Source organism: Pseudomonas sp. lyk4-TYG-107, assembly GCF_030209055.1.
GTDB classification, from domain to species: Bacteria; Pseudomonadota; Gammaproteobacteria; order Pseudomonadales; family Pseudomonadaceae; genus Aquipseudomonas; species Aquipseudomonas putida_A.
Genome location: NZ_JARVST010000027.1, coordinates 258,926 through 274,083 on the forward strand (window position 1 = coordinate 258,926; position 15,158 = coordinate 274,083).

General features: G+C 59.2%; 11 protein-coding genes and 1 pseudogene. 9 read left to right on the top strand and 3 right to left on the bottom strand.

Annotated elements, in window-relative coordinates; all coding sequences use genetic code 11:
* The first annotated feature begins 15 nt into the window (after window positions 1–15).
* The 9 genes from QRN61_RS22655 (at window position 16) to QRN61_RS22695 (ending at window position 12,649) form a co-directional block, all read left to right on the top strand.
* Window positions 16–1,617, top strand: a complete 1,602-nt coding sequence (locus QRN61_RS22655; RefSeq protein ID WP_285375564.1) for an ABC transporter substrate-binding protein — start codon at window positions 16–18, stop codon at window positions 1,615–1,617.
* A 260-nt stretch (window positions 1,618–1,877) separates the two neighbouring features.
* Entirely contained in the window at window positions 1,878–3,503 is a 1,626-nt protein-coding gene (locus QRN61_RS22660) for an ABC transporter substrate-binding protein (RefSeq protein WP_027610816.1), read from the top strand.
* A 302-nt stretch (window positions 3,504–3,805) separates the two neighbouring features.
* Window positions 3,806–5,404, top strand: a complete 1,599-nt coding sequence (locus tag QRN61_RS22665) for an ABC transporter substrate-binding protein (RefSeq protein WP_027610815.1) — start codon at window positions 3,806–3,808, stop codon at window positions 5,402–5,404.
* Window positions 5,405–5,579: 175 nt separating this feature from the next.
* Entirely contained in the window at window positions 5,580–6,995 is a 1,416-nt protein-coding gene (locus QRN61_RS22670) for an OprD family porin (protein ID WP_027610814.1), read from the top strand.
* 78 nt (window positions 6,996–7,073) lie between these two features.
* Window positions 7,074–8,669 (top strand): ABC transporter substrate-binding protein, encoded by a 1,596-nt coding sequence (locus QRN61_RS22675; RefSeq protein ID WP_097090378.1) that lies wholly within the window; start codon window positions 7,074–7,076, stop codon window positions 8,667–8,669.
* A gap of 73 nt (window positions 8,670–8,742) precedes the next feature.
* On the top strand, window positions 8,743–9,753 hold the full coding sequence (locus QRN61_RS22680) for an ABC transporter permease subunit (RefSeq protein ID WP_007953665.1): 1,011 nt from the start codon (window positions 8,743–8,745) through the stop codon (window positions 9,751–9,753).
* Window positions 9,754–9,763: 10 nt separating this feature from the next.
* A complete protein-coding gene (locus tag QRN61_RS22685; protein WP_027610812.1) occupies window positions 9,764–10,690 on the top strand; it encodes an ABC transporter permease subunit in 927 nt (308 codons plus the stop codon).
* A 10-nt stretch (window positions 10,691–10,700) separates the two neighbouring features.
* On the top strand, window positions 10,701–11,669 hold the full coding sequence (locus tag QRN61_RS22690) for an ABC transporter ATP-binding protein (RefSeq protein ID WP_027610811.1): 969 nt from the start codon (window positions 10,701–10,703) through the stop codon (window positions 11,667–11,669).
* The gene (locus QRN61_RS22695) at window positions 11,669–12,649 is read left to right on the top strand and encodes a peptide ABC transporter ATP-binding protein (RefSeq protein ID WP_027610810.1); all 981 of its coding nucleotides are present in this window, start codon (window positions 11,669–11,671) and stop codon (window positions 12,647–12,649) included. The genes QRN61_RS22690 and QRN61_RS22695 overlap by 1 nt, the downstream gene beginning before the upstream one ends.
* 200 nt (window positions 12,650–12,849) lie before the next feature.
* Here QRN61_RS22695 and QRN61_RS22700 read toward each other — a convergent pair whose 3' ends face one another.
* From QRN61_RS22700 to QRN61_RS22710, 3 genes and pseudogenes are all read right to left on the bottom strand, one after another.
* Window positions 12,850–13,113, bottom strand: coding sequence for a hypothetical protein (locus tag QRN61_RS22700; RefSeq protein ID WP_027610809.1), 264 nt, complete (start codon window positions 13,111–13,113; stop codon window positions 12,850–12,852).
* Window positions 13,114–13,269: 156 nt separating this feature from the next.
* Entirely contained in the window at window positions 13,270–14,463 is a 1,194-nt protein-coding gene (locus tag QRN61_RS22705; protein WP_285375566.1) for an MFS transporter, read from the bottom strand.
* 506 nt (window positions 14,464–14,969) lie between these two features.
* Window positions 14,970–15,158, bottom strand: a pseudogene (locus tag QRN61_RS22710) (hypothetical protein); the annotation flags it as partial.

Below are 15,158 nucleotides of genomic sequence, written 5' to 3' on the forward strand. Positions count from 1 at the left end.
ACCTACGGGCCAGACATGCAAAGATCCACCCTCAAACCACTCCTGATCACACTGGCCCTGAGCGCCATAACCCCAATCGCAAACGCAGCAACAACCCTGGTCTACTGCTCCGAAGCCAGCCCGGCAGGCTTCGACCCCAGCCAATACACCAGCGGCACCGACTTCGACGCCTCAGCCGAAACCGTCTTCAACCGCCTCACCCAATTCCAGCGCGGCGGCACCGACATCGAACCCGGCCTGGCGACAAAATGGGACGTCTCCAGCGACGGCCTGCAATACACCTTCCACCTACGGCAAGGCGTGAAATTCCACACAACGGAATATTTCACCCCGACCCGCGACTTCAACGCCGACGACGTACTGTTCACCTTCCAGCGCCTGCTCGACCCCGACAACGCCTTTCGCAAGGCCTACCCCGCCGAGTCCCCGTACTTCACCGACATGGGCCTGAACACCACGATCAAATCGGTAGAAAAAATCGACGACAACACCGTGCGCTTCAACCTGAACAACGTCGACGCCGCGTTCGTGCAAAACCTCGCCATGAGCTTCGCCTCGGTGCAATCGGCCGAATACGCCGCGCAACTGCTAAAGGAAGGCAAAGCCGCCGACCTCAACCAGAAACCGGTGGGCACCGGCCCGTTCGTATTCAAGCGCTACCAGAAAGATTCGCAGATCCGCTACGCCGCCAACCCGGCCTACTGGAAACCCGAAGACGTGAAGATCGACAACCTGATCTTCTCGATCACCCCCGACGCCGCCGTACGCCTGCAGAAACTCAAGGCCGGCGAATGCCAGGTCAGCGGCTACCCGCGCCCGGCCGACATCGAAGTGATGCAACAAGACCCGAACCTGCGTGTGCTCAAGCAGCCCGGTTTCAACCTCGGCTTCCTCGCCTACAACACCACTCACCCGCCATTGGACCAGCTCAAGGTCCGTCAGGCACTGGACATGGCCATCGACAAACCGGCGATCATCAAAGCGGTTTACCAGAGTGCCGGCCAACTGGCGCAGAACGCCTTGCCGCCGGCGCAATGGTCGTATGACCCGAACATCAAGGACGCACCATACGACCCGGCGAAAGCCAAGGCGCTACTCAAGGAAGCCGGGGTTGCGCCGGGTACCACCATCAACCTGTGGGCGATGACGGTGCAGCGCGCCTCAAACCCGAATGCACGCATGTCGGCGCAGATGATCCAGCAGGATTGGGAGAAAATCGGCATCAAGGCCAACATCGTCAGCTACGAATGGGGCGAGTACATCAAGCGTGCGAAAAATGGCGAACACGACGCGATGATCTATGGTTGGACAGGTGACAACGGCGACCCGGACAACTGGCTCGGCGTGCTCTACAGCTGCGCCGCGGTCAAGGGCAGCAACTACGCCAAGTGGTGCGACCCGGCCTACGACAAACTGGTGCAGCAGGCCAAGGTGACCACCGACAAGGCGCAACGGGTAAAACTGTATCAACAGGCGCAACTGATCCTTAAACAGCAGGTGCCGATCACCCCGATCGCCAACTCCACGGTGTTCCAGCCGCTGCGCAAGGAAGTGACCGACTTCAAGATCAGTCCGTTTGGCCTTACGCCCTTTTACGGCGTGGGTATAAATAAGTAACACCGAGCCCCAATGCGGCGCGCACAACGTGACCGGCGCACCGTTTTGGGGCTTCGTTTGCACCGTAAAAACCACCCGCAAACGGTCAAATGCGTCAAAAGTTATACAGATGCGACATTAAGGTACGTACGTGCCACCGTTTAACGCTCGCTCACACTCTGGATCTTGCATTGGGTATGGCCCCTGCATAAGTATCCGCAGGCACGACTCACGAGGTCGTACCTCAATATTAAAAAATGACAACAAATCATGAGGCCAACATGCTTAAACACGCGGTCATTCCGTTTTTAGTCGGCGCAGGCTTGTTAGCCTCCGCACCTTTCGCATCCGCTGCGACTAACCTGGTGTTCTGCTCCGAAGGGAGCCCGGCCGGTTTTGATCCAGGCCAGTACACCACCGGAACCGACTTCGACGCCTCAGCCGAAACCATGTTCAACCGTCTGAGCCAGTTCGAGCGTGGCGGCACCGCCGTTATCCCGGGCCTGGCCACCAGCTGGGACATTTCCCCGGACGGCCTGACTTACACCTTCCACTTGCGTGAAGGCGTCAAGTTCCACACCACCCCGTATTTCAAGCCGACTCGTGAGTTCAACGCCGACGACGTGCTGTTCACCTTTAATCGCATGATTAACAAGGATGACCCGTTCCGTAAGGCGTACCCGACCGAATTCCCGTACTTCACCGACATGGGGATGGACACCAACATCACCAAGATCGATAAAGTCGACGACCACACCGTCAAGTTCACGCTGAAAGAAGTCGACGCCGCGTTCATCCAGAACATGGCCATGAGCTTCGCCTCGATCCAGTCCGCCGAGTACGCTGCCCAGCTGCTCAAGGAAGGCAAGGCTGCCGACATCAACCAGAAGCCGATCGGCACTGGCCCGTTCGTGTTCAAGAGCTACCAGAAAGACTCGAACATCCGCTACACCGGCAACAAGGATTACTGGAAGCCTGAGGACGTGAAGATCGACAACCTGATCTTCGCCATCACCACCGACCCGTCGGTACGTATCCAGAAACTGAAAAAGAACGAGTGCCAGGTCACCCTGTTCCCGCGTCCGGCGGATCTCGCGGCGCTGAAGGCCGACAAAACCCTGAAGATGCCTGACCAGGCCGGTTTCAACCTGGGCTACATCGCCTACAACGTGATGGACAAGGTCAAGGGCAGCAACGAGGCTAACCCGCTGGCTGACCTGCGCGTACGTCAGGCGCTGGACATGGCGGTGAACAAGCCGCAGATCATCGATTCGGTTTACCAGGGCGCCGGCCAGCTGGCCGTCAACGCCATGCCACCGACCCAGTGGTCCTACGACACCACCATCAAGGACGCCAAGTACGATCCTGAAAAAGCCAAGCAACTGCTCAAGGAAGCCGGCGTCAAGGAAGGTACCGAGATCGTGCTGTGGGCGATGCCGGTGCAGCGTCCGTACAACCCGAACGCCAAGCTGATGGCTGAAATGCTCCAGTCCGACTGGAAGAAGATCGGCCTGAACGTGAAGATCACCAGCTACGAGTGGGGCGAGTACATCAAGCGTTCCAAAGGTGGCGAGAACCAGGCCATGATCATTGGCTGGAGCGGTGACAATGGTGATCCGGACAACTGGCTGAACGTGCTGTTCGGCTGCGACTCGCTCAGCGGCAACAACTTCTCCAAGTGGTGCGACAAGAAGTTCGACGGTCTCGTCAAGGAAGCCAAGCGCACGACCGACCAGGCCAAGCGCACTGAACTGTACAAACAGGCGCAACACGTCCTCAAAGATGCAGTCCCAATGACACCTATCGCTCACTCGACGGTGTATCAACCCATGCGCGCCAACGTGCAGGACTTCAAGATCAGCCCATTCGGCTTGAACTCCTTCTACGGCGTCAGCGTCAGCAATTAAGCCATTGCAAGGGCGACGTTCATGACGTCGCCTTTGCTTTAGCTGCCGGGAAGTCAGGAATTTGCCTACAGCCAATTCCGCTGCGGATGACTGCAGTGGCATAGGACGCGTCGACTTTTCCTACGAGTTTTCAGGCAATTACGCATTTACTGCCAGACCCACGGCCCCTACCGTCGGGTTCTGACCAGTTTCTGCGTGTGCCACCGGCTTGCCGTACGCACTGGATTGAGCTCAATGCCACCTCAGCGTCCCTGGACGGGACCGCGGTGCATTGAACAACACTACAAAAAAGAGGGAGCGTCATGCGCCATACCTTGGTTTTTTCCGCACTGCTGGGCGCCGGCCTGTTGGCCGCCACGTCCGCCAGTTACGCCGCCAGCAACAGCCTGGTGTTCTGCTCCGAAGGCAGCCCGGCGGGTTTTGATACCGCGCAATACACGACGGCCACCGATAACGATGCCGCCGAGCCGCTGTACAACCGCCTGGTCGAGTTTGAAAAAGGCGCGACCAACGTCGTACCGGGACTGGCAACCAAGTGGGATATTTCCGAGGATGGTCTCAAGTACACCTTTCACCTGCGTGAAGGTGTGAAATTTCATACAACGCCGTACTTCAAACCGACGCGCGATTTCAACGCCGACGACGTGCTGTTCACGTTTAACCGCATGCTCGATCCGCAACAGCCATTCCGTAAGGCTTATCCGACCGAATTCCCGTATTTCAACGGGATGAGCCTGAACAAGAACATTGCCAAGGTCGAAAAGACCGGGCCGCTGACCGTGGAGTTCACGCTCAACAGCGTCGACGCCGCGTTCATCCAGAACATCGCCATGAGCTTCGCTGCCATCCTGTCCGCCGAATACGCCGACAAGCTGCTGGCCGAAGGCAAGCCGAGCGACATCAACCAGAAGCCGGTCGGCACCGGGCCGTTCGTGTTCAAGAGCTATCAGAAAGACTCGAATATCCGTTACACCGGTAACGAGCACTACTGGGACCCGAGCCGGGTCAAGCTGAAGAACCTGATCTTCGCGATCAACACCGACGCTTCGGTACGCGTGCAGAAGCTCAAGGCCGGCGAATGCCAGATCACCCTGCATCCACGCCCTGCCGATGTCGAAGCACTGAAGGTCGACCCGAAACTGCAGCTGATTTCCAAGCCGGGCTTCAACCTCGGCTACATCGCCTACAACGTGCGCCACAAGCCCTTCGACCAGCTCGAAGTACGTCAGGCGCTGGACATGGCGGTGAATAAACAGGGGATTCTCAACGCTGTTTATCAAGGCGCCGGGCAACTGGCGGTCAACGCCATGCCACCGACCCAGTGGTCCTACGACGACAGCATCAAAGACGCCGCCTACAACCCGGAAAAAGCCCGCGAGCTGCTCAAGGCTGCCGGCGTGAAAGAAGGCACCGAGATCACCCTGTGGGCGATGCCGGTACAGCGTCCATACAACCCGAACGCCAAACTGATGGCCGAAATGCTCCAGGCAGACTGGGCGAAAATCGGTCTGAAAGTGAAGATCGTCAGCTACGAATGGGGCGAGTACATCAAGCGCACCAAGAATGGCGAGCACGATATCAGCCTGATCGGCTGGACCGGCGACAACGGGGACCCGGACAACTGGCTGGGCACCCTGTACAGCTGCGACGCGATTGGCGGCAACAACTATTCCATGTGGTGCGATCCGGCGTACGACAAGCTGATCAAAGAGGCCAAGGTCGTCACCGATCGCGACCAGCGCACCACGCTCTACAAACAGGCGCAGCAGTTGCTCAAGCAGCAAGTGCCGATCACGCCTGTCGCCCACTCGACGGTCAACCAGCCGTTAAGCGCCCGGGTTGAAGGCTTCAAGGTCAGCCCCTTCGGTCGCAATGTGTTCTCGGGCGTCAGTATCGATTAACCCAACCGATTAGCCGCAACGCTGAGGGGACCGTCTATCCCCTCACGCAAGCGCTTTGCCGAAATTCGCCGATCCGGCATTTTGCAAACGTTTGCGATGTGTGAAATGAGTTCTAAACCAATAACCGGCCCACCCAAAAAAGCCGGCATAAAAAGAAAGTAAAGGAGCTTCACCCATGAAACTGAGCAGCACCGCGATACTGGCCCTGGCCATCAGCAGCGTCACCGCTACGGCTTATGCGGAAACCCAAAGCCAGGCGTTCACCCCGGTGACCGTCAACACCAAGAGCGCCCAGGCTGAAGCGACCGGCTTCGTCGAAGGACAGTCGATTACCGGTACGACGCGTAACTGGTACGCCAATGAGCAATTGAAACGTGGTGCCAAGTTCAAGTACCAAAAAAACGGTACAACCGAACTTACTGATCGCCGGATCAACTGGGTACAAGGCACGATTCTCAAGTACAACTCGGGGTTCACCGAAGGTACTGTCGGCATCAGCACTGAAGTGGCGGTCTATAACGCTGTAGCTCTTGAGCGTGACCGCAAAAACCTCGCTGCAAACGTCGGTGGGGCGCCGATTCCTAACGTCGCCTCCGGTAACAACCGGACCCTGACCCGAGACGGTGGCGATGCGGAGGGACAGTGGAGCAAACTGGGTCTGGCCAACATCAAGGCGCGGGTTTCAAATACCACTCTGACCGCCGGCCGCCAAAACTTCAGCAGCCCGATGGTCGATGTGATCGGCAACCGCGCTCTTCCTTCGAGCTTCCAAGGTGTCAGCCTGCACAGCGAAGAGTTGGAAAACCTGACCTTCGACATCGCTACGTTCGACAAGAACTCGCCACGTATGGAAGAAAGCCAGCGCAAGTTCCGCTCCGAATATGCTGACACGCTCATTGAAATTGATCACGTCAACACCGCTGGTATTTCCTACCAGCCGTTTGCCAGTCTGAAAACCAGCCTGTGGGCAACTCAGGCTGAAGATATGTGGAAACAGTATTACTTCGGCGCCACCCACGAGTTGGGCGATAGCCAGATCCTCAGCCTGACCACCGGTCTGAACTACTACAAGACCGTCGATGAAGGCAAAAAGAAGCTGGGCGAAATCGACAACGATACCTACTCGCTGTCGCTGGGCCTGACTCACCAGGCCCATAGCCTGACCTTCTCGTACCAGGAAATTAACGGTAACGAATACTTCGACTATCTGCACGAAACCAACGGTATTTACCTGGCCAACTCCCTGCTCTCGGACTTCAACGGCCCGAACGAGAAATCCTTCCAGGTCGCTTACGGTCTGAACATGGCTGAATATGGCGTGCCAGGCCTGAAGTTCAACATCTACAGCGCTCGTGGTTGGGGCATCGACGGCACTCACTACAAAGGCGGCGCTTACGACAGCGTGCTGGCGATGGATGGCGAACACCACTACGAATACGGGATCGGTGCTGCATACGCCGTGCAAAGCGGGCCGCTCAAGGCTACCGCAATACGCGCAACCTACACCGCACACCGTGCCAGTGAAAACCAGCTGGATGGCAGCATCAACGAGTTCCGTCTCGTGACCACCATCCCGTTCAACATCCTGTAAAAACCGCCAACCGACGGCTGACTCATGACGAGTCGGCCGTTCGGTTTTTTGTCTTCAACCGATTGCAGAGGGTTATCGATGAAAATGCTTCCCCTACGTGCGGCCGTCGCTGCCGCGTTGTTGAGCGCCGCCATCGGCGTCTCGGCCAAACCCTTGGTGGTCTGCACCGAAGCCAGTCCGGAAGGCTTCGATATGGTCCAGTACACAACTGCAGTCACTGCCGACGCGGTGGCCGAAACGATCTTCAACCGCCTGGCCGACTTCAAGCCCGGCACCACCGAAGTGATTCCGGCACTGGCCGAATCCTGGGACATCAGTGAAGACGGCCTGACGTACACGTTCCACCTGCGCAAAGGCGTCAAGTTTCACACCACCGAATACTTCAAGCCGACCCGCGACATGAACGCCGACGACGTGGTCTGGAGCTTCCAGCGTCAGCTGGACCCGAATCACCCGTGGCACAAACTGTCGAGCGTGGGCTTCCCGTACTTTGAAAGCATGGGCTTCAAGGAACTGCTCAAAAGCGTAGAGAAAGTCGACGACAACACGGTCAAGTTCACCCTGACCCGCCGCGAAGCGCCGTTCCTGGCCGACATCGCCATGGCGTTCTCCTCGATCTACCCGGCCGAATACGCCGACCAGTTGCTCAAGTCCGGCAAGACCGGCGACCTCAACAACAAGCCAGTCGGCACCGGCCCGTTCATCTTCCAGCGTTATGCCAAGGATGCGCAGGTGCGCTTCAAGGCCAACCCGGACTACTTCCGTGGCAAGGCCCCGGCCGACGCGCTGATCCTGGCGATCGCCACCGACAACAACGTGCGCCTGCAGAAGCTCAAGGCCAACGAGTGCCAGATCGCGCTGTATCCGAAACCGGATGACATCCCGAGCATCAAGAAAGACAGCAACCTGAAAGTCGACGAGATGGACGCGATGACCGTCTCGTACATCGCCATGAACACCCAGCACAAATACATGAGCGACGTGCGCGTGCGTAAGGCCATCGACATCGCCTTCGACAAGGAAGCCTACGTCAACGCGCTGTTCGGCAAAGGCAACGCCAGTGTGGCGGTCAACCCGTACCCGCCGACCCTTCTGGGCTACAACCACGACCTGAAGAACCCGCCACGCGATCTGGACAAGGCGCGTGCCCTGCTCAAGGAGGCCGGGGTTCCGGAAGGCACCGTGTTTACCCTGTTTACCCGTAACGGCGGTGGCCCGACCAACCCGAACCCGATGCTCGGCGCGCAGATGATGCAGGCTGACCTGGCCAAGGTCGGAATCAAGATCGACATCCGCGTCATGGAATGGGGCGAAATGCTCAAGCGCGCCAAGGCCGGCGAGCACGACATGGTATCGGCCGGATGGGCGGGCGACAACGGCGACCCGGATAACTTCCTGACGCCTATGCTCAGTTGCGAAGCAGCCAAGAACGGCGAAAACTACGCGCGCTGGTGCAACGAGAAATTCCAGACCCTGCTCGACGAAGCACGGGCTAAAGTAGATCCGGCCGAACGCGCCAAACTCTACGAACAGGCCCAGGTGCTGTTTAATCAGGACCAACCGTGGATCAGCATGGCCCACACCCGGATGTTTACCGCAATGCGCAACAACGTAGAGGGTTATCACATCAGCCCTCTCACAACCAATAACTTCGCCACTACCCAGGTGAAGTAGATAAGAAACTCCCGGCCTCCCTGACCCCAGGGTCGCCGGGCACGCCTAACCGGCTGATGAGGTACCACACAAGATGTTTAGTTTTATTGCCCGCCGACTGGGGTTGTTGATCCCCACGTTTTTCGGCATCACCTTGCTGACTTTCGCGTTGATTCGCATGATTCCGGGCGACCCCGTGGAAGTGATGATGGGCGAACGTCGGGTCGACCCCGAAATGCACGCTCAGGCAATGGAACGCCTAGGTCTGAACAAGCCACTGTATGCCCAGTACCTGGACTACATCGGCAAACTGGCCCACGGCGATCTCGGCGAATCCCTGCGTACGCGTGAGAGCGTATGGACCGAGTTCACATCCCTCTTCCCGGCGACCCTGGAACTGTCCATGGCCGCCCTGCTGTTTGCCGGCATCCTCGGTCTTCTGGCCGGGGTGATTGCGGCTCTAAAGCGAGGATCCCTGTTCGACCATGGGGTGATGGGCATCTCCCTGGCGGGGTATTCGATGCCGATCTTCTGGTGGGGCCTGATCCTGATCATGTTCTTCTCGGTGAGCCTGGGCTGGACCCCGGTGTCCGGACGGATCGACCTGCTTTACGACATCGAGCCGCGCACCGGTTTCATGCTGATCGACACGCTGCTGGCCGATGACATGGGCGCATTCCTCGATGCGCTGCATCACCTGATCCTGCCGGCCATCGTGCTCGGCACCATTCCGCTGGCGGTGATCGCGCGGATGACCCGTTCGTCGATGCTCGAAGTGCTGCGCGAAGACTACATCCGCACCGCCAAGGCCAAAGGCCTGTCGCCCTCGCGCGTGGTGTTCGTGCACGGCCTGCGCAACGCGCTGATTCCGGTGCTGACCGTGGTCGGCCTGCAAGTCGGCACCCTGCTGGCCGGTGCAGTCCTGACCGAAACCATTTTCTCCTGGCCCGGCATCGGTAAATGGCTGATCGAAGCCATCGGCGCCCGGGACTACCCGGTTGTGCAAAACGGCATCCTGTTAATCGCCTGCCTGGTGATTCTGGTCAACTTCGTAGTGGACATCCTCTACGGCTTTGCCAACCCACGCATCCGTCATCAGCGCTGAGGTCCATACCATGAGCACTCCAACATCCTCAGTAGCCACTTCCGCCCCAAGCGCGGATCAAAGCCTGCTGTACCCGTCACCGTACAAAGAATTCTGGCAAGCCTTCTCCAAGAACAAGGGCGCGGTTGCCGGCCTGCTGTTCATGCTGCTGATCATCTTCTGCGCGATCTTCGCGCCGTGGGTCGCGCCGCATAACCCAAGCGAGCAATACCGTGACTTCCTGCTGACGCCACCGGCGTGGCTCGAAGGCGGGCAGATGCAATTCCTGCTCGGCACCGATGAACTGGGTCGCGACCTGCTGTCACGGCTGATTCAGGGTTCGCGCCTGTCGCTGCTGATCGGTCTGTCGTCGGTGGTGATGTCGCTGATCCCGGGGATCCTGCTGGGTCTGTTCGCCGGTTTCTTCCCGAAAATGATCGGCCCGACCATCATGCGTCTGATGGACATCATGCTGGCCCTGCCGTCCCTGCTGCTGGCTGTGGCGATCGTCGCCATCCTCGGCCCTGGCCTGATCAACACCGTGATCGCCATTGCTGTGGTATCGCTGCCGTCCTACGTGCGTCTGACCCGTGCTGCGGTGATGGGCGAACTGAACCGCGACTACGTGACCGCCGCGCGCCTGGCCGGTGCCGGTCTGCCACGTCTGATGTTCATCACCGTGCTGCCGAACTGCATGGCGCCGCTGATCGTGCAGGCCACCCTGAGCTTCTCCTCGGCGATTCTCGATGCTGCGGCACTGGGCTTCCTCGGCCTTGGCGTACAACCGCCAACCCCTGAATGGGGCACCATGCTGGCCTCGGCCCGCGATTACATCGAACGCGCCTGGTGGGTCGTGAGTCTGCCTGGTTTGACCATTTTGCTCAGCGTGCTGGCAATCAACTTGATGGGCGACGGTCTGCGCGATGCGCTGGACCCGAAACTCAAGAACGCCGCCTGAGGAGATTCCCATGTCACTGCTAGAAATCAAGAATCTCAACGTTCGCTTCGGCGACAAAACCGCGACACCCGTTGTCGATGGCCTCGACCTGAAAGTCGACAAAGGCGAAGTCCTGGCGATCGTAGGCGAATCGGGTTCGGGTAAATCCGTGACCATGATGGCGCTGATGGGCCTGATCGAGCATCCCGGCATCGTCACCGCCGACTCGCTCAGCTTTGACGGCAAAGACATGCTCAAGCTGAGCAATCGTCAACGTCGGCAAATCGTCGGCAAAGACCTGTCGATGGTGTTCCAGGACCCGATGACCGCGCTGAATCCGAGCTACACCGTCGGTTTCCAGATCGAAGAAGTGCTGCGTCTGCACCTGAAAATGTCCGGCAAGCAAGCGCGCAAACGTGCGATCGAACTGCTGGAAAAAGTGGAGATCCCGGGCGCCGCCAGCCGTATGGACGCCTACCCGCACCAACTGTCTGGCGGTATGAGCCAGCGTGTCGCGATTGCCATGGCGATTGCCGGCGAACCGAAACTGCTGATCGCCGACGAACCGACCACGGCGCTGGACGTGACGATTCAGGCACAGATCATGGATCTGCTGCTGGCGTTGCAGAAAGAACAGAACATGGGCCTGGTGCTGATCACTCACGACCTCGCGGTCGTGGCCGAAACCGCCCAGCGCGTGTGCGTGATGTACGCCGGCCAGGCTGTCGAAGTCGGTCAGGTGCCGCAACTGTTCGACATCCCGGCACACCCGTACAGCGAAGCGTTGCTCAAGGCGATTCCGGAACACAGCCAGGGCGCCGAGCGTCTGGCGACACTGCCGGGCATCGTCCCGGGCCGCTACGACCGTCCGCAGGGTTGCCTGCTGTCGCCGCGCTGCCCGTACGTGCAGGACACCTGCCGCGCGCAGCGTCCGGCCCTTGATCCGAAAAGCCACAGCCTCGCCCGCTGCTTCTTCCCGCTGAACCAGGAGGTGGCGTAATGGCCGTCGTACTTACCGCCCGCGACCTGACCCGTCACTACGAAGTCTCCCGTGGCCTGTTCAAGGGGCACGCCACCGTGCGCGCGCTCAACGGCGTGTCGTTCGAACTGGAAGCCGGCAAGACCCTCGCCGTGGTCGGCGAATCGGGCTGCGGCAAATCCACCCTCGCCCGCGCCCTGACCCTGATTGAAGAGCCGTCGTCCGGTTCGCTGAAAATCGCCGGTCAGGAAGTGGCTGGCGCCGACAAGGCCCAGCGCAAACAACTGCGCAAAGACGTGCAGATGGTATTCCAGAGCCCGTACGCGTCGTTGAACCCACGGCAGAAAGTCGGTGACCAACTCGGCGAGCCGCTGCTGATCAACACCAACCTGTCCGCCGCTGAACGCCGCGAAAAAGTCCAGGCGATGATGAAGCAGGTCGGCTTGCGTCCCGAGCACTACCAGCGCTATCCGCACATGTTCTCCGGCGGTCAGCGCCAGCGGATCGCTCTCGCCCGGGCGATGATGCTGCAACCGAAAGTGCTGGTCGCGGATGAGCCTACCTCGGCACTGGACGTGTCGATTCAGGCACAGGTGCTGAACCTGTTCATGGATCTGCAGCAAGAGTTCAACACCGCGTACGTGTTCATCTCGCACAACCTGGCGGTGGTGCAACATGTGGCCGATGACGTGATGGTGATGTACCTCGGTCGCCCGGTGGAAATGGGCCCGAAAGACGCTATTTACGAACGTCCGCTGCACCCGTACACCCAGGCGTTGCTGTCGGCGACCCCGACCATTCACCCGGACCCGAACAAGCCGAAAATCAAGATCGTCGGCGAATTGCCCAACCCGCTGAACCCGCCACCGGGCTGCGCGTTCCACAAGCGCTGCCCGTACGCGACCGAGCGTTGCAGCACTGAAGAGCCGTTGTTGCGTGAATTGGATAATCGCCAGGTGGCCTGCCACTACGCCGAGCAATTCCTCGACGGCGCCGCCTGATTAACGGCGGACGAAATTGTGGGAGCGGGCTTGCTCGCGAATGCGGTGTGACAGTCACTGATAATGGTGACTGTCACACCGCTTTCGGGAGCAAGCCCCCTCCCACAGGGAACTTGAGTTGTCGCTAAAGCGTTAACCAAACCCCTTCTCCCCCGATTGCGCATCAGTCGGGGAAGAGGGGGTTTTCTTTTATTTGCGATTTACGTCTGGCTGTCGCCTTCGTCGTCCGGATCATCAGAGTCCGGTTCATCAGTAGTCGAGTCATCGTCATCGGCGCTGCCACCCTGCCCCTGATCACCTGGCTCTGATTCGGACTTGGCGAGCATCAGGCCGCTGTGTCCAACCTGGCCGTTAAAGGCCTGGGAATCGTGATCCTCGCACTCGGCCCAGGCCGTCGCGGTGCCGAGGGACAGCATGACCATCACTTTCAATAGCAATAAAAACCGTAGCAACCTGCTTTTCATAGCTGACTCCATCCACTTTCAGGTGAGACATGGGTGCCTGACTGGCGCTGTGTGAAATCTAGTTCCGATCCGTCGGGTTCACCAGATAGGACGCTAACGAGCAGACAGAAATGCCCTCCACAGACAGACAGGTTTCGAATAACACCTATCGCGGAATCAGCTATGCGGACGGGTCGCTTGCCACGTCAAGGGAATCGACATCAACACCAGTACGGCGCTACCCAGCCAGACGCTATGGCCACCGAAATTGCCGTACAACTGACCGCTGAGCACCGGCGACAACAGCGCACTGGCGCTCCAGCTCATAAAGAACAGACCAAAGTACTGGCCGCTTTTGCCGCGCTGGGCAAATTGCATCGCCAGCACATTCAGCGGCGGCATGAACAACGCCTCGCCCAAGGTCCAGATCACCGTCGACAGGCAGACGAACGCCGGCCCGGATCCGAACGGCAACATGCCCAATCCGCCGGCCAGCAACAAACTCCCCGCGAGCATTTGCCGCCGCGTGCCCCAACGCTCGCCGCAGTGTGACAAGGGAATCTGCAAGGCGATCACCAGCAACGCATTGAGCCCGAACTGCCAGCCGATCGCCTCGGTACTCAAGTGGTAGTAATCACGCAGATAATTGCCCAGCGTGCTGTAGACCGTGTCGAATGCAATGCCAAGCACGGCCGTCGCCGCGAGCAACCACAGGAACGCTTTATCGTAAAACGGCGCAACGGATCCACCGGCGCCGTTTGTAGAGGGGGCGTCATTGATCAGTACCGGCCGACGCCACGTAGTGCGAACAAACCACAGCAAGGCCAACAGCGTCATCGCCGCGCTGCCGAAAAACACCCAACGGAAATCCGTCTGCGCCAACACCCCGCCCGCCACACCCGCGGCGGCCATGCCAAGGTTGCGCGCCACCCGGCTCAAGGCCTGCGCGCGCGAGCGTTGAGCGACTTCGCAGTACTCCATGATCAGGCGCTGGTGCAGGGTGCGAATGGCCCCATCGATCGTCCCGCTGAGCAACAGCAATGCCGCCAGCAACGGCACTTGCGAGACCAGCCCCAGCAGGATCAACACCCACACCGAAACAAAGAACAACGTCGCCGTCAGCCGCGCCGTGCGCACATGATCACTGAGCAGCCCACCGAGCATCGAACCGACCAACAACCCGGCACCATAGGCCGACAGCAACCAGCCGACGGTTTCAATCGCCAGCCCCAGCTCCTGGCGCAGATACAGCGCCATGAACAACTTGACCATGCTGCTCAGACGATTGATGAACAGCAACGCCGCAAGCACCCAGGCCATCAGACTGAAATAGCCATTGGGGCGCAGCAGATGGATGAGGTTGCGCGTCATTCCATTGACCTCTCAAAGCGACTGGCATGACCTGGAACACTAACGTCCAGCACGCCGGTTGTCGCGCTCAAGAACATCGATATTCCAAAATACGGATTCGTCCTACAGTCCCTTCAGGAGCTGCCTTCAGTCGCTCAATTGGATTAGATAAACTGGTCGGCTGTCAGGCCGCCTTCGCGAGCAAGCCCGCTCCCACAGGTTGAAACCGGTGTATTGAGGTAGAAATTGGTCGGCTATCAGGCCGCCTTCGCGAGCAAGCCCGCTCCCACGGGTTGAACCCGGTGTATTCAGGTAGAAATTGGTCGGCTGTCAGGCCGCCATCGCCAGCAGGCTGGCTCCCACAGGTTGAGACCGGTGTATTCAGGTAGAGATTGGTCGGCTGTCAGGCCGCCTTCGCGAGCAAGCCCGCTCCCACAGGTTGAACCCGGTGTATTCAGGTAGAAATTGGTCGGCTGTCAGGCCGCCTTCGCGAGCAAGCCCGCTCCCACAGGTTGAACCCGGTGTATTCAGGTAGAAATTGGTCGGCTGTCAGGCCGCCTTCGCGAGCAAGCCCGCTCCCACAGGTTGAACCCGGTGTATTCAGGTAGAAATTGGTCGGCTATCAGGCCGCCATCGCTGGCAAGCCAGCTCCCACAGAAAAAGCTAAAGCCAAGCGCATGCTTTTCACCACTCAAATGGCCGAGTGTCAGCTCGCC

Excerpts from the sequence above, each read along its gene's own strand:
- QRN61_RS22700 (WP_027610809.1), bottom strand. The coding sequence starts at position 13,113 with ATGAAAAGCAGGTTGCTACGGTTTTTATTGCTATTGAAAGTGATGGTC.
- QRN61_RS22670 (WP_027610814.1), top strand. The coding sequence starts at position 5,580 with ATGAAACTGAGCAGCACCGCGATACTGGCCCTGGCCATCAGCAGCGTC.
- QRN61_RS22690 (WP_027610811.1), top strand. The coding sequence starts at position 10,701 with ATGTCACTGCTAGAAATCAAGAATCTCAACGTTCGCTTCGGCGACAAA.
- QRN61_RS22705 (WP_285375566.1), bottom strand. The coding sequence starts at position 14,463 with ATGACGCGCAACCTCATCCATCTGCTGCGCCCCAATGGCTATTTCAGT.
- QRN61_RS22685 (WP_027610812.1), top strand. The coding sequence starts at position 9,764 with ATGAGCACTCCAACATCCTCAGTAGCCACTTCCGCCCCAAGCGCGGAT.
- QRN61_RS22695 (WP_027610810.1), top strand. The coding sequence starts at position 11,669 with ATGGCCGTCGTACTTACCGCCCGCGACCTGACCCGTCACTACGAAGTC.
- QRN61_RS22660 (WP_027610816.1), top strand. The coding sequence starts at position 1,878 with ATGCTTAAACACGCGGTCATTCCGTTTTTAGTCGGCGCAGGCTTGTTA.
- QRN61_RS22655 (WP_285375564.1), top strand. The coding sequence starts at position 16 with ATGCAAAGATCCACCCTCAAACCACTCCTGATCACACTGGCCCTGAGC.
- QRN61_RS22675 (WP_097090378.1), top strand. The coding sequence starts at position 7,074 with ATGAAAATGCTTCCCCTACGTGCGGCCGTCGCTGCCGCGTTGTTGAGC.
- QRN61_RS22665 (WP_027610815.1), top strand. The coding sequence starts at position 3,806 with ATGCGCCATACCTTGGTTTTTTCCGCACTGCTGGGCGCCGGCCTGTTG.
- QRN61_RS22680 (WP_007953665.1), top strand. The coding sequence starts at position 8,743 with ATGTTTAGTTTTATTGCCCGCCGACTGGGGTTGTTGATCCCCACGTTT.